Origin of the sequence: Gramella jeungdoensis, from assembly GCF_023805255.1 — a bacterium.
GTDB lineage: Bacteria > Bacteroidota > Bacteroidia > Flavobacteriales > Flavobacteriaceae > Christiangramia > Christiangramia jeungdoensis.
This window is the reverse complement of record NZ_JAMSCK010000003.1, coordinates 56,631-70,233: the sequence shown is the minus strand read 5'-3', so window position 1 is coordinate 70,233 and position 13,603 is coordinate 56,631. Positions and strand designations below refer to the sequence as shown.

Annotated in this window: 15 protein-coding genes; 4 read left to right on the top strand and 11 right to left on the bottom strand. The window is 39.0% G+C overall.

Annotated elements, in window-relative coordinates:
- Positions 1-337 precede the first annotated feature (337 nt).
- The gene (locus tag NE848_RS08005; RefSeq protein ID WP_252112266.1) at positions 338-814 is read right to left on the bottom strand and encodes a carboxymuconolactone decarboxylase family protein; all 477 of its coding nucleotides are present in this window, start codon (positions 812-814) and stop codon (positions 338-340) included.
- 444 nt (positions 815-1,258) lie between these two features.
- Between NE848_RS08005 and NE848_RS08000 the strand changes: the two genes are divergently transcribed.
- The 3 genes from NE848_RS08000 (at position 1,259) to ric (ending at position 4,080) form a co-directional block, all read left to right on the top strand.
- A complete protein-coding gene (locus NE848_RS08000) occupies positions 1,259-1,885 on the top strand; it encodes a DUF4403 family protein (protein WP_252112264.1) in 627 nt (208 codons plus the stop codon).
- An 86-nt stretch (positions 1,886-1,971) separates the two neighbouring features.
- Entirely contained in the window at positions 1,972-3,336 is a 1,365-nt protein-coding gene (gene hemN, locus NE848_RS07995; protein ID WP_252112262.1) for an oxygen-independent coproporphyrinogen III oxidase, read from the top strand.
- A gap of 21 nt (positions 3,337-3,357) precedes the next feature.
- Entirely contained in the window at positions 3,358-4,080 is a 723-nt protein-coding gene (ric, locus tag NE848_RS07990) for an iron-sulfur cluster repair di-iron protein (RefSeq protein WP_252112260.1), read from the top strand.
- A gap of 89 nt (positions 4,081-4,169) precedes the next feature.
- On the opposite strand, the gene NE848_RS07985 is transcribed toward ric, so the two are convergent.
- Positions 4,170-4,601 (bottom strand): RrF2 family transcriptional regulator, encoded by a 432-nt coding sequence (locus NE848_RS07985; RefSeq protein WP_252112258.1) that lies wholly within the window; start codon positions 4,599-4,601, stop codon positions 4,170-4,172.
- Between the two features lie 120 nt (positions 4,602-4,721).
- Here NE848_RS07985 and NE848_RS07980 point away from each other — a divergent pair, with 120 nt between their 5' ends.
- The gene (locus tag NE848_RS07980; RefSeq protein WP_252112256.1) at positions 4,722-5,927 is read left to right on the top strand and encodes a hypothetical protein; all 1,206 of its coding nucleotides are present in this window, start codon (positions 4,722-4,724) and stop codon (positions 5,925-5,927) included.
- Here NE848_RS07980 and NE848_RS07975 read toward each other — a convergent pair.
- The 9 genes from NE848_RS07975 to NE848_RS07935 all read right to left on the bottom strand — a co-directional run bounded on the left by NE848_RS07975 (position 5,924) and on the right by NE848_RS07935 (position 13,602).
- The gene (locus NE848_RS07975; RefSeq protein WP_252112254.1) at positions 5,924-6,541 is read right to left on the bottom strand and encodes a thioredoxin family protein; all 618 of its coding nucleotides are present in this window, start codon (positions 6,539-6,541) and stop codon (positions 5,924-5,926) included. The two genes, NE848_RS07980 and NE848_RS07975, sit on opposite strands and share 4 nt — an antisense overlap.
- Before the next feature lie 83 nt (positions 6,542-6,624).
- Entirely contained in the window at positions 6,625-7,407 is a 783-nt protein-coding gene (locus NE848_RS07970) for an ABC transporter permease (protein WP_252112252.1), read from the bottom strand.
- A complete protein-coding gene (locus tag NE848_RS07965) occupies positions 7,400-8,110 on the bottom strand; it encodes an ABC transporter ATP-binding protein (RefSeq protein ID WP_252113444.1) in 711 nt (236 codons plus the stop codon). The genes NE848_RS07970 and NE848_RS07965 overlap by 8 nt, the downstream gene beginning before the upstream one ends.
- Positions 8,097-9,344 (bottom strand): nitrous oxide reductase family maturation protein NosD, encoded by a 1,248-nt coding sequence (locus NE848_RS07960; RefSeq protein ID WP_423748002.1) that lies wholly within the window; start codon positions 9,342-9,344, stop codon positions 8,097-8,099. Before NE848_RS07960 ends, NE848_RS07965 begins: the two co-directional genes overlap by 14 nt.
- Positions 9,345-9,347: 3 nt before the next feature.
- A complete protein-coding gene (locus tag NE848_RS07955; RefSeq protein ID WP_252112250.1) occupies positions 9,348-9,782 on the bottom strand; it encodes a nitrous oxide reductase accessory protein NosL in 435 nt (144 codons plus the stop codon).
- Positions 9,783-9,787: 5 nt separating this feature from the next.
- Positions 9,788-10,402, bottom strand: a complete 615-nt coding sequence (locus NE848_RS07950; protein ID WP_252113430.1) for a hypothetical protein — start codon at positions 10,400-10,402, stop codon at positions 9,788-9,790.
- A gap of 101 nt (positions 10,403-10,503) precedes the next feature.
- Positions 10,504-12,468 (bottom strand): Sec-dependent nitrous-oxide reductase, encoded by a 1,965-nt coding sequence (nosZ, locus tag NE848_RS07945; RefSeq protein ID WP_252112248.1) that lies wholly within the window; start codon positions 12,466-12,468, stop codon positions 10,504-10,506.
- A gap of 26 nt (positions 12,469-12,494) precedes the next feature.
- The gene (locus NE848_RS07940) at positions 12,495-13,064 is read right to left on the bottom strand and encodes a fasciclin domain-containing protein (protein ID WP_252112246.1); all 570 of its coding nucleotides are present in this window, start codon (positions 13,062-13,064) and stop codon (positions 12,495-12,497) included.
- A 34-nt stretch (positions 13,065-13,098) separates the two neighbouring features.
- On the bottom strand, positions 13,099-13,602 hold the full coding sequence (locus NE848_RS07935; protein ID WP_252112244.1) for a c-type cytochrome: 504 nt from the start codon (positions 13,600-13,602) through the stop codon (positions 13,099-13,101).
- Position 13,603 lies beyond the last annotated feature (1 nt).

Sequence of the window (13,603 nt, the reverse complement as noted above, 5' to 3'; positions counted from 1 at the left end):
CTATACAGCTAACTATCAAGCACAAATAAAAATATATTTGATTCCTTCTTTGGTTAAGGATTTGAAGGGTCGATAGTGTAGGGCATCGGCCCTTTTTTTATTTTTTAAAGCTTATTTTCATAAATTGATAGTGAATTGTCCAAAACACTGGTTTGGAATAGATTCATGATAAATACCTAATAATGGAAAATTTAGAATTGATAGGCCTTATAACGATCCTCGTAGTTGCCCTTATAGTTTTGTTTATTGTATTCAGGCATATGCGGAAGAAATAAGCTATTAGGTAACAGAACAGGAAAGGATCAGTAACCCTGATCCTTTCGCTAATTGTAATGATCTATTTAGACTTTGATGCCATATGCTTCATCATGGCATTGAACTCTGCCTTAAATTCTTCAAAGTCCACCTGGTTTCCCTGTAATATCATACTCCAGTGCCGGGTCTGTGCCCCCTGGGCAACCGCTTCCTGAATTTCTTCCTCGGTGGCACCATAAGCTTTGGCGGCGGCAGAATGGTAGTATATACAATAGTTACAGGGTATCTGGGAAGCCACAGCCAACTGTAATAACTCCCGATATTTTGCAGGAATCTTGCTTTCAGGACTGTTTAGCATCTTAAAATTCTCCCAGGCTCCGGCGAGGGCATGATCTGGGAAGATTTCAAACATTTTGGGAAACATCCCGAATTCTTCTTCAATTTCGGCCTTGGCCTTTTCATAAGAACTGGTGTCCTGGGCGTTTATCGTAAATGAAATTAGCAGAAGAGGTACAATGAGTAGTAGTTTAATTAATTCTTTTTTAATCAGAGATTTCATGACTATAAAATTTTTGAAATTAATATTTAAGGTCATTTATTTTCCCTGTTTTCGAAATAGGTTAAAACCAGAAAAAACGAGCCGGCAGGCAAGAAAATACCTCTTTTTGGGTATTTCCTGGCTTCCTTCTTATTCCTACCTTGCTAATAGGATAATTCTGCCAGTATTCTATTATAGCTTTAAAGCTTATTTCAATGTAGGGTAGAAATATAGCACACTTAAGCTGAGACTATTACTGTTGAATTGCCCATTCAAAACCTTTCAGATTACTGGAAGGTTTTTGTTTTTTCCACCTTTACAGCCTGCTTCTTTTAGATTTTGCATTGAATTAGCAAAAAATTATCATTTCTGGTTTATCTAGGCTATCCTGAAATGCTTACCTTTTTCTTAGAATATTTTCTTTCGGCATTCACAAGCCCTTAGTAAAATATAAATCTTATTAGAATGAATGATTCAGATAAAATTTCGGAAGCCAATTTCAATGTATCTATACCTGTAAAGATAGGCTATCCCGTACTTGATAATTATTTAAGGGAAAAGCTGGTAGGAGAGATCATTAGCAAGGAAAATGAAGATGGTGAAAAGTCTAATTATGCACAAATTCTGGATATTTCTATCAGCAAAAGTGAACTTGAAGATTTTGATCTTTGTCTGCATGTGAATTTACAAACTCTCACGAGTCTTTTTAAGAATAAACAGGTGGAACTACTCTTTCACGCTTCGCTGGAACTGAACAGGGAATTTCAGAAGATCTCACTGAAAGATTATGAAGTAGATAGTAAGACTGGTAACTGGATTGCCAATCAGTTACTGGAAGCTGTCATCAACAAGTGGATGTATGCTAAATTGAAAGAGAAAATGAATTTCAATTTTATGCCGCATATCGAAGAGCAAATGGACGCTCTTAACGAAAAGCTCGAAAATAAGCTGGAAGCCAAAGAAGGCATACATCTCATAGGTTCTCTTGACGATCTGGAAATATCTCGATTTAAAGCAGGGGAAAATGATCTATGGATCTCATTGAACATTAGTGCAAATGGAGTTGTGGAAATTGAGAAAATTAAACTCTGATTTTTCTATGTTTTCGGCAAAAGCTGATGTATATCATATTTCTTTAGCCTGACTACCAATATTTTTGAAGCCAAATAAAACCTAAGGTGGCTTCAGAATTAATCGAAAAATATAATGTTCCGGGACCTCGATATACCAGTTATCCTACGGTACCTTACTGGGATGAACAGCTTTTCACCCGGGAGAAGTGGAAGAACTCTATTAAAAAGAGTTTTAAGGAAAGTAACTCTTCTGAAGGGATAAGCCTTTATATACACCTGCCTTTTTGCGAGAGCCTGTGCACTTTTTGTGGCTGTAATAAGAGAATCACAAAGAATCATGGGGTTGAAGATCCTTATATAAAAACGGTTTTAAGAGAATGGGAGATGTACTGTGAGCTACTGGAAGAAAAACCAGTGGTAAAAGAGATACATCTTGGAGGAGGTACTCCTACATTCTTCTCGCCTGATAACCTGAAGCTTCTAATAGATGGGATTTTTAAACAGGCTAAAATAGCTGCTGAACCTGAGATGAGTTTTGAGGGTCACCCTAACAATACAAATAGGGACCACCTAAAAGTACTTGCTTCTTTAGGTTTTAAAAGAGTGAGCTACGGAGTGCAGGATTATAATGCAGCCGTACAAAAAGCCATCCATAGAATCCAGCCTTTTGAAAATGTGAAGAGAGCTACTGAGCAGGCAAGAGAAACAGGATTTACATCGGTGGGACATGACATCATTTTTGGGCTTCCTTTTCAAACAAAAGAACATATAATCCATACAATAGAGCGTACCAAGGAGCTGAAGCCAGACCGGATAGCTTTTTACAGTTATGCCCATGTTCCATGGGTGAAAGGAAATGGTCAGCGGGGTTTTAATGAGAAAGATCTTCCCACTGCAGCACAAAAAAGGGAGCAGTATGAAACCGGAAAGCAAATGTTGCGGGATGCCGGTTATGTTGAGATAGGAATGGATCACTTCGCGCTTAAATCAGACAGTTTATATAAAGCTGTAGAAGACCGTACAATACACCGTAATTTCATGGGATATACCAACTCCAAAACCCAGGCTATGATAGGATTGGGAGTTTCTGCGATAAGTGACAGCTGGTACGGTTTTGCTCAAAATGTAAAACGTGTTGAGGAATATCAGAATCTGGTTAATAATGGCATGATCCCGGTGTACCGTGGTCATATCCTTACCGAAGAGGACCTTGTGATAAGGAAACATATTCTCAATCTTATGTGTAAACTAAAGACTTCCTGGTATACCAGGCAGGAATTTTTCAATGGGTTGCCTGATGTTTTGGTTCGCCTCAAAGAAATGCGAAATGACGGACTCATCGAAATAGATAGCAATTACCTTAAAATTACGGAAAAGGGTCGGCCATTTGTGCGAAATATATGCATGGCCTTCGATATGAGACTGCAAAGGAATAAGCCCCAAACACAATTATTTTCAATGACAGTATAATAAACATTTAAATTTAAAACTATGGAATTTACACCCGAAAGAACTGTTGCCGATTGTGTAACAGAAAATATAAAAGCATCTCATGTTTTTAAGAAGTATGGAATAGATTTTTGCTGCGGCGGAGGGATCAGCATTCAAAAGGCCTGTGAAAAATATGGAGTGGATTATGAACTTCTAGCCGATGATCTTAAAAGTATAGGAAATGCTGATGATAAGGGGACCGATTACAACAGTCTTCCGCTAGATGAGTTAATAGATCATATTGTAGAAAAACATCATAAATATGTGGAGGCTAATATTCCTCTGCTCCTCCAGTACACTAATAAAGTGGCCCGGGTTCATGGTGCTAACAGTCCTGAACTGGTGAAGGTTTATGAATTATTCGAGCAGGTTGCAGGAGAGCTTGCCTCGCATCTTAAAAAAGAAGAACTTATCCTTTTTCCGTTCATCAAGAAGATGGTAGCGGCCGAGCAGGAGGGAACTACCATAGATGTTCCTCATTTCAGTACAGTTGAAAATCCTATTAAAATGATGGAAGTGGAGCATGAGGAAGCAGGAGATATATTTAAAGAAATTGCCCGCTTAACAAATGATTATACGCCACCGGCACATGCCTGTAACACTTACAGGGCCTTGTTTGATAAGCTGGATGAGTTTGAGCAGGATCTGCATGAACATATACATTTGGAAAACAATATTCTTCATCCAAAAGCATTAAAGCTGGAAAAGAAATTAAGAGCTTAAATTAAAGTCTTAATTGAGAGGGTGTCTAAAACGTCTAAACAAACCTCACGTCCTTTAAATTCACCTTTTTTAGACACCTTCTTATTTTTTTAAGTCTTTAAGAAACCAAGGCCTGAATCCAGCCTTGCGGTGAGTTCACGAATACTGGTATTTTCGAGCATGTGCTTTAGGCCGCTTCTTATTTCAGCAAAATCGGAATGCAGGGGACAGGGATGATCTTCAGAACATTTATCAAGGCCCAGCGCACATCCATTTATGATGGAATCACCATCTATGGCTTTTACGATTTCAGCCAGTACAATTGTCTGGTTTTCGGGAGCGATAAAAAAACCACCCTGTGGTCCTTTTGAAGATGTAATAATATTTTCCTGAACAAGTTTCTGCAGGATCTTGGCAGTGAAAGCCTCGGGAGAATTTATTTCCCTGGCTATTTTTTTGAGACCTGTACGATTCTCGTTTTTCGATTCCTGAGCTATGAACAAAGTTGCTCTTATTCCGTATTCACATGCTTTTGAAAACATTCGCTAATGTGGTTTATAAGAAGATTTTTAAGATAGTTCAAAAAAAGGATAAAATTGTCCTTTTTTAAATTTTCATTGTATTTTTTAGCTTTAATTTGGTCAGGCACTAGCTTTTATTTTATGAGAATGTTGAAACGTCATACAAGCACGGCCTTAGTGTATTTTCTGCTCATTGCAATTATGGGAGTCATTCTACGGTTCTTTGCGATTTTTGACATCCCGATAACTTATAAGTTTATTGTTCATACCCATTCTCATATTGCATTACTGGGCTGGGTTTATACAGCTTTGACAAGCCTCATCTATTTTGCCTTTTTGCGGTCCCAGCCTATTAAAAATAAATACAGACTTATATTCTGGTTTACCCAGATTACTATTATAGGGATGCTCGTAACTTTCCCTTTTACAGGTTATGCCCTCTTCTCGATCATTTTTTCCAGTCTATTTCTTGTCGCATCTTATTGGTTCGTATTTTTCTTTTTTAAATACTGTCCAGATGCCCTTAAAAAGACCGGACCTTATAAGTTCATAAAGATTTCCCTCTGGTACCTTGTGATTTCCAGCATTGGCCCCTGGGCACTTGGCATTATCATGAATACTGCCGGAAGTGGATCGGCCTGGTACAGGAACGCTATATATTTCTTTCTTCATTTTCAGTATAATGGATGGTTTATAGTCGCTCTAACAGGCATTTTTCTTTATATACTCGAACAAAGATCCTTTTCACTCCCAAAAAGAGTCTTTAATAGGTTCTATAATTTCCTGAATGCAGGAGTTATCCTTACATTTTTTCTCTCACTGCTGTGGATGCAACCTTACTGGTGGATTTATTTACTCGCACTCATAGGCGGGGTTATTCAGCTCATTGCATTTGGTATACTCTTCAGAGCGGTATATTCTAAAGCCCTGTCTGTTTTTAAGAGTATGCCTTCTTTATTCACCTTTTCGGTAAGGATCGTCATCTTTTTATTATTTGTAAAACTGATCGCCCAGATCTTAGGTGCGTTTCCGGTTATAGCCCAAACCATCTTTACTAATCTGGATATGATCATTAGCTATATCCACTGGGTATTCCTTGGAATAGTGAGTATACTTTTACTGGCATTTCTCAACTATTTTAAACTCCTGAAACTAACCAGAATGCAGGTGTATACTTACCTCCTTGGTTTCTTTCTAACAGAGTTTCTCATATTTTCAAGGGGTTTGGCAGCCGTTCTTGTAACCGGGCCAATCCCGTCTATACATCTGCTTATAAGTCTGGCCAGCCTGATCCTTTTTATAGCAATTGCCCTGATGCTGGCCACACAAGTTTTATCAAAAGATTAAACCGAAGTAAATGAATTTTTTTCCAGTTTTTGAACAATATCACTCAGTTCATTGATGATACTCAAACCATGATCTTTATTATACCATACCTGAAGTCTGGCCTTAAAGGTGGCGTCAATTTTTCCGAATTCCTCTTTGTAATCTGCTACCATTTTAGTGGCCGGAACTGAACGTGGCCCCCAGGTTGCCATTACTTGAAAGTCTTCATCCAGAATGATGAGTTTCGGAATGGAGCGGGTACCATTGGTAAGGAAATTATCCATAATTTCCGGGTTCTCATCCCTTAATATGATCTTCAGGCTTATATTATCAGAGGTTTCTGCTATTTTGTTCAGCACCGGGATGGTCTGTGCGCCATCGGCACACCAGGATTCAAGAAGAACAAGCCAGGTTTGCTTGGTTTCAATATTTTTAAATATGGTTTTCTGCTCCTCAGGTAGTCTTATCCTTTTATTCAGTCGCTGAATGCGTTTGAAATTAAGGGCTGTGAAATTAATCCGGTCCTCTGTCGGTTCTCCCGTTGTGTTTCCATTTTTTACAAGCTCTTCCAGAAGATTCAAATATTGTGGATAGCTGAAAGAGTTTTTCAGGCTTTGCAATAGTAGTTCATTCATGACAAAATTTTTTAAATCCCCACTAAATTAAATACTTCGCCTCCCAATATTTATGACTATTCTCATGTTAGAAGGCTTTCTTTTTAGAAGTCTTTTTTATTGGAAATCCTTCTGATTAGGTAAAGGGGAATACTTACCCATAAGATGAGCATTACCGATGATAATATGATCCCCTGATTAGTTCCGAAGAACTTTTGAAAGACCGCTCCGGTATAGCCAAGTAATGCTGAAATGTCCATTTTTAATAGAATTAGAACCCTAGAAAGATCTATGGGGTTCAGCATGGTGGCGATCAGTGAGAATTTGTCGAGTGGATAATCCTCAAACAAAACCAGTGACATCAGGAATATTCCATCATAGATCACCGCAAGGAAGAGCCATAATAAGATGGCATACCCAAAACCTTTTATCTTATTATCGTTCGTAAGGGCTATTACAAAAGCCAGCGCTGTGAAGATCATTGTTAGAAAAGCTCCTGTTATTAATAGCAGAGAGAAATTACCAATCGCATCACTGTTGAAAATTCCGTAAAAGATGAACGGCAAGCCAAGCCCTATCACCAGGCTAAGCGCGAGGGATAGTGCCACACCAAAGTATTGCCCTAAAAAGATAGAGCTTCTTTTCACCGGTTGGGCCAGGAGCAATTCAGTAAATTCCTTGGAATTATAATAATACATCACTCCAAAGATGGTCCCGATTAGAGGTACCAGGATGATAATCACATTCATAAGTGTTATTACCGCTTTTGAAAGGTCATTATTCAGGAATAGAAGCACGAGTCCCAATAGTAAATAGAATAGGAAATAAACGTAGCTCCAGCGGCTTCGCATCAGGTCGTAGAAACTGTATTTTAATATCTTAAACATAACTGGTGGTTAAAATTGATGCTATGGCATGTTCAAAATCGGGCTGCTCGGTCTTGGTCTTCAATGCGGGAATATCTCCTTTAAAATAGATTTTGCCTTCCAACAGGAATACGATCTCGTCTGCTATTTCCTCTACAAAGCTCATAATGTGTGAAGTGATAAGAATGGTCTTTCCCTTTTGCTTTTCATGAGTAATAAGTTCTTTTAACCTTAAATGGGAGATAGGGTCCAGTCCTGTGGTAGGTTCATCCAGAATGATCAGGGGACTATCAAACATAAACGTCAGAACAAGGTTTACCTTTTGTTTTGTCCCGCCTGAAAGGTTCCCTAGTTTTTTATCCAGAAAAGGTTCAAGTTTAAAAAGATCTATCAGACTTTTGTCTTCCGCTTTCTTATAGGAGCGCAGGTCCTTTATCATGCGAATGAGTTCCCGGACTGTTAGGTTTCCTGGAAAATTCGCAATCTGGGGTAGATAATCAATATCATTTCGGTATTTCCAGTCATTTTTGACTGGTTTTCCGTTTAATTTTATGCTTCCGGAGTTTGGTACTACCATTCCCAGGATACTTTTAATCAAAGTGGTCTTTCCGGAACCGTTGGGGCCCAGAACCGCAAAGATTCCGCCCTGTTCTATTTCCAGATCGATGCCTTTAAGCACTTTGTTCTTTCCGAACTTCTTATGTAGATTTTCAATGGATATCATGGGATACAGGTTTAAGTAACGGATGTTCATCCATCAGGTTATCGGGCGTAAATACCGGAGAAACTTTTTCCGAAAAATCGATAATATCGATGAACAGACTCCTTAAAAGAATGATGGTTTCAGGCGTGCGATTCACTATGTAGGAAAACAGCTTAACGGGCCTGTATGGTACATCGCCAATCCCGTCCTTATTGAGATCGTAGCCCGTATAGCTGCTCCAGTAATTTCTGTCAAAGCTGTTATCATTCAGTTTGCTGTTATATGAAATGTCGAATGAATTGTTGAAGAAATTATTTTTTTCGAAAATATTGGCATAACAGGCTCCTCTTACCTTTACGGCCCAGCCATTATTCCTGAAATCATTGTCTGTATAGTTAATACGGTTGGAACCTTCAATATTGATACCCACCGTATTTTCCTCGAATTTATTATTGGTTATTTCTGAATCGTTGATCTCTTTTAACAACAATCCAAATGAAGCCGTACCCCAGTTCTTTCTGAAGATATTTCCCTTCATGGTAATGAACTTGGAGAACATTACGGCTACTCCAGCCCCATTGTTCTCAAATATGTTGTTTTCATAAGTATCCTCATTCGAAAACATAAAATGCAGACCATAACGAAGGTTGTTCTGGCTAAGATTATCTTTTATAAGGATACCATCTGAAAACTCCAGGTAGATGCCGTCACGCACATTTTTGATATTGTTTCCAATCACTTCCACATCATTGCAGTACCAGAGCTGAACCCCATTCCCGGAATTGAACTCTTCCACCGCATCACCTTTAATAGTGTTATTGATCACTTTCCCATTCTTTGCTTTTTCCAGGTATATCCCGAAGAAAAGCTTTTCAAGTTCAAGGTTCTTAATCAGGAAATTTTCACTTTTAACCACTCTTACCGCAGCAAAATCCGTGGTGTAGCTGGTGCCGACATTTATGATCTTCAATCCGTCAACTGTGACGTTATCGGCTTCTATTGTAATAATTTCACCCTGATCCTCACCATCTATAACCGGCAAACCCTTTCCGATTATAGTTAGAGGTTTGGTGATGTGTATATTATATTCCTGATAGATCCCCTTTTGTATAAGGATGGTATCGTTGGCTGATGCCTCTTCAATTGCTGTTTTTATCGTTTTGTAATTACAGCTGCCACATACTTCAATAGTATTTGCCGTGCCATAATTGAATGAAAACAGGAAAAGACTCAATATGAAAACCAGGAACTTCACAGCTTAATTTTTACTAATGAATGGCTGAATTTCATTCCAGTTGTAAACATCTCCACCATGAGAAGCCCGGACTTCATTTGCCGCAGCTTCAGCATAAAAAGCTGAAAGGTTTGCTCCCATGGGACTTGCAATATTCTCGCTTATTAAGAATGTAGCCATGGTAGCATCGATCATTTCACCCGGATTACTAAAATCGTTCACCAGGTAAAGAGCATATTGAATGTCTGTATGTTCCTTTCTATAATTGATCATACATTCAATTGCATCAAATTTATGAACCTTGCCTTTGCTTGTTACAAGTTCTGCTGCATGTTGTTTGTCAACGATCGTCATTTTGCAATATTCACAACCGTCCTCTCCGTAATTTATAGGCTTGGGGCCTATCTCGCAAGAGATCAGCGCTAAGGCAAAAATAAGTGTGTAAATAAAGCGTTTCATCTTTCTTAATTATTCGTTTTCCATTCTTTTTTTCCTACGAAGAATGCTATAAATGTGAGTAGCATTCCAACAAAGAGCATATAGGCTCCGGTATGTGGATAGGAATCCACATCAAAATTTAACATTTTCTGATGTCCAAATAGAGGTGGTTTGTAGGTCATTGGAGTGCCGTCGGGATGTGTCATCTTCATGATAGCATTAGGATCAAGGTCTGTCCCATAATCTGTAAGCCATAAATTAAAATCATACATTCCCATGACACCAAGCACCGTCATTAAGATCAGCCAGCCAAGGAACCACTTATAACTAAGCTTTTTAAAGATTCCCAGAAGACCTATTATTACCCCTAGAACGGCCATTCCTCCCACTACTTTCGGGAATACTTCAAACTCCCACATTTCTTCCGGTTTGGGGATTTTTTTCATACCTATATAATGGTTGAGACCGTCTATATTCTGAATATCGAATTCATGAACTCCTTCAATTCCGGTGATATGTATGTTCATTCCCATAGGGTCAGGATACTGGGGAGCACCCAGCATGATATTCCATAAAGGAAATTTAAAGAGACCCAGCAACAGCAGGGAACCTATTATCATTATTATTCCGGCTTTTTTCATCATAATCTCATTTTTAATAGAAAGGCGGGAGCAATCAACCAACCCCCGCCTTTGCAGAAATACATGCCCTTAGTATCATGTATTTCCCATCTAACTAAACATCAATCTTCACCTAAAGACCAGCTTAGATCTATATTAGAATTAGCGGGGGAAACTCTAACGTATCCTTGCATCTCCTGGTGTAAAGCTGAACAGAAATCGGTACAGTAGAATGGCCATACTCCTGGTTGTTTTGGTTCCCAGACAAAGGTTTCGGTCTGTCCGGGCATGATCAGCAATTCAGAGGTATTGGCACCTATCATACTAATTCCGTGAGGTACATCATAATCCTGTTCGTGGTTGGTCACGTGGAAGTAAACTTTGTCTCCCACCTTGATACCTTCAATATTATCTGGTGTAAAGTGACTTCTGATCATAGTCATATAAACATGAACTTCGTTTCCATCTCTTTCCACACGGGCATCACCGTTATTAAGGGTCGCATGCTCATGTTTGTTCTCATCCAATTTGAATATCTTCTTGGAATTAGGCTTTATTATATCTGCCGGAATACCTGCAGCGTAGTGAGGCTCACCAATGGTTGGGAAATCGAGTAACAACTCCATTTTTTCACCTGTGATATCATAAAGCTGTGCAGAATGAGTTACTTCAGGACCGGTTGGTAAATAACGGTCTTTTGTGATCTTGTTCATCGCCAGTACATATTTACCAAAAGGATCGGCAGAGTTACCACCTGGGATCATTACGTGACCTACAGAATAGTAACATGGTTTTCTATCGATAACTTCTCTTGATTCAACATTCCATTTTACGACTTCAGAAGAAATAAAGAATGAAGTATAGGCATTACCTTCGCCATCGAATTCGGTATGCAATGGTCCAAGACCGGCTTGTTTTACTGTTCCGGCAAGAACATCCTCAAACTTAAGAATTGGAATTCCGTAAGCTTCTCCATCAAAGCTTTTATTTTCGATGGCTTCGATCATTTTAGTATATGAATGCACGGTAAGATCAGCTGAAAGTTTTCCGTTTCCTACTATATACTCTCCTGTAGGATCCACGTCACATCCGTGAGGGGATTTAGGAGTAGGCAATAGGAATACTGCTCCCGGAACTTCTAAAGGATCTACTACAAGCACCTCTTTTTTCATGGTTGAGGTTGCGGTGTGAGTATCTTCATCATATACGTTGTGAGCATAATTGGCAGGCATTTTTTTACCTCCTCCGTTGTTCACATATTCTTCGATCTTCTTCCAGTTAACCGCGGCGATAAAATCCTTATCGTTTTGAGAGGCGTTAACTTCCATTAAGGTATTCGCTTCTTCGGTATTATAAGTAGAAAAGAAGAACCAGCCGTGAGATTTTCCACGTCCAGGGTGAGCAAGGTCATAATCGAAACCTGGCATCATAAGCTGAAATTTAATATCCATATGACCTTCTTCAGGATCTACGCTAATAAAAGTAAGAGATCCTTTAAAATTACCTTTGTAATCCTTAATAGGCATATCGCGCTGAGGTACAGGTACCGAGAATCTTGTTCCTGCCACTACATATTCTGTATTTTCAGTAACGAAAGAAGAACTGTGGTTACCTGCAGAGTTTGGAACTTCTATAATTTCAGTAGTTTCAAATGTGGTAAGGTCTACTTTCGCAATCCTTGGAGTATTATTACCGTTTATGAATACCCAGCGACCGTCAAGTTTTCCATTTGTCTGGGAAATATCGGGGTGGTGAGCATCATCCCATGGTACAAATCCGTGAGAAGTATTCAACATAGGTTTTGTTTCCTCGTTATAACCCCAGGCTTTTTCAGCATCCTGAGAAAATACCGGGATAACCTTTAATAATCTTCCCGAAGGAAGGCCGTAAACAGACAATTGTCCGCTAAAACCACCTGAGATGAATGCGTAGAACTCATCATGTTCTCCGGGTGCCACATATACTTTTTCTGCAGCACTGGAAGCTAAGGCTCCACGATCTCCATTTTTGGAGTTTTCACTGTTATTGCAGCTAAAGAAACTGGCTGCCATGAACAGTGATAGTATAAATAAAACTGATTTTTTCATGATTGTGAGATTGATTTATAGGCTTATTAATTTTCGGGTATTATTACTTTGTCAACTACGTGTACGATACCGTTACCGGCAGGTACACTTGCAATGATTTTGGAGCCGCCAACATATACGTCTTCTCCTTTTACTTCTACAGGGATACTGAGGTCACTTGCCTGACCAAGTTTTTTAAATTTCTTGAGAAACTCCTTGTCATATTTACCAGGGGTGACATGATGTTTTAGAATAAAAGCCAGTTTATCTTTATTCTCCGGCTTTAAAAGGTCTTCAACGGTACCCTCAGGTAATGCTGCAAAGGCTTCATCGGTTGGAGCAAAAACCATTAATGGCCCTGCATTCACAAGTGCGTTTTCCAACTCTGCAGCCTGAACGGCGGCTACCAGGGTCTTGTGATCTTCAGATTGAATGGCAATGTCCAGAACTGTAGGTTCAGAGACATCATCCTTTACAAAGGCCTGACCCTGTCTTTCTGTACTGGCTTGCTCTGTGGAAGCGGAAACGTTGTCTTCTTCCGATTCGTTGTTATTTCTACATGAGGTAAGGCCTGCAATGAGAACTGTTAATAGAAAAAATTTGATTGTTGCTTTCATATTTATAGGATTTAGTTGGTCATAATTTTAATCCCTACTCAATTGTCCTGAAATATTCCAGGATCTGTCTTGCTTCTTCTTCTGTAAGATTCTGGTTCGCCATAGGTGATCCATTATGCTCAACCAGTAATTGTTTTGCAATTGGATCTTTCATAACCATCTCTTCAGGGTTAAGCATCATATTCATTACCCATTCTGGAGATCTTCTGTCCAGAACTCCTTTTGGGGCAGGACCAATGAACTTTTTAGTTGGTTTGTGGCAGGCCAGACATTTTGAATTGAAAAGAGCCTCTCCTTTTTGAGCCATTGCCTGATCAATTTCAGGGTTGAGCTCCACATTTTTAATCGGCCCGATTCCCTTGTTATCCATATCTATCATGGATTCTGAAGAAGTAGAGGTGGCCGGTTTGGCGGGCTCTTCTTTTTTGGAATAATTTCCTAATTGAAGCTCATCCGATTCTTTTTTTTCTTCTTTTCCACCGCAACTTATAAGTGCCATAATGCTAAGTACCCAAAGGCTTTTAAAAATATATTTCATA

What these genes read in the sequence shown, in the direction of transcription:
- NE848_RS08005 (WP_252112266.1), bottom strand. Translation starts at nt 814, where the DNA reads ATGAAATCTCTGATTAAAAAAGAATTAATTAAACTACTACTCATTGTA.
- NE848_RS08000 (WP_252112264.1), top strand. Translation starts at nt 1,259, where the DNA reads ATGAATGATTCAGATAAAATTTCGGAAGCCAATTTCAATGTATCTATA.
- ric (WP_252112260.1), top strand. Translation starts at nt 3,358, where the DNA reads ATGGAATTTACACCCGAAAGAACTGTTGCCGATTGTGTAACAGAAAAT.
- NE848_RS07985 (WP_252112258.1), bottom strand. Translation starts at nt 4,601, where the DNA reads ATGTTTTCAAAAGCATGTGAATACGGAATAAGAGCAACTTTGTTCATA.
- NE848_RS07980 (WP_252112256.1), top strand. Translation starts at nt 4,722, where the DNA reads ATGAGAATGTTGAAACGTCATACAAGCACGGCCTTAGTGTATTTTCTG.
- NE848_RS07975 (WP_252112254.1), bottom strand. Translation starts at nt 6,541, where the DNA reads ATGAATGAACTACTATTGCAAAGCCTGAAAAACTCTTTCAGCTATCCA.
- NE848_RS07970 (WP_252112252.1), bottom strand. Translation starts at nt 7,407, where the DNA reads ATGTTTAAGATATTAAAATACAGTTTCTACGACCTGATGCGAAGCCGC.
- NE848_RS07965 (WP_252113444.1), bottom strand. Translation starts at nt 8,110, where the DNA reads ATGATATCCATTGAAAATCTACATAAGAAGTTCGGAAAGAACAAAGTG.
- NE848_RS07955 (WP_252112250.1), bottom strand. Translation starts at nt 9,782, where the DNA reads ATGAAACGCTTTATTTACACACTTATTTTTGCCTTAGCGCTGATCTCT.
- NE848_RS07950 (WP_252113430.1), bottom strand. Translation starts at nt 10,402, where the DNA reads ATGAAAAAAGCCGGAATAATAATGATAATAGGTTCCCTGCTGTTGCTG.
- nosZ (WP_252112248.1), bottom strand. Translation starts at nt 12,468, where the DNA reads ATGAAAAAATCAGTTTTATTTATACTATCACTGTTCATGGCAGCCAGT.
- NE848_RS07940 (WP_252112246.1), bottom strand. Translation starts at nt 13,064, where the DNA reads ATGAAAGCAACAATCAAATTTTTTCTATTAACAGTTCTCATTGCAGGC.
- NE848_RS07935 (WP_252112244.1), bottom strand. Translation starts at nt 13,602, where the DNA reads ATGAAATATATTTTTAAAAGCCTTTGGGTACTTAGCATTATGGCACTT.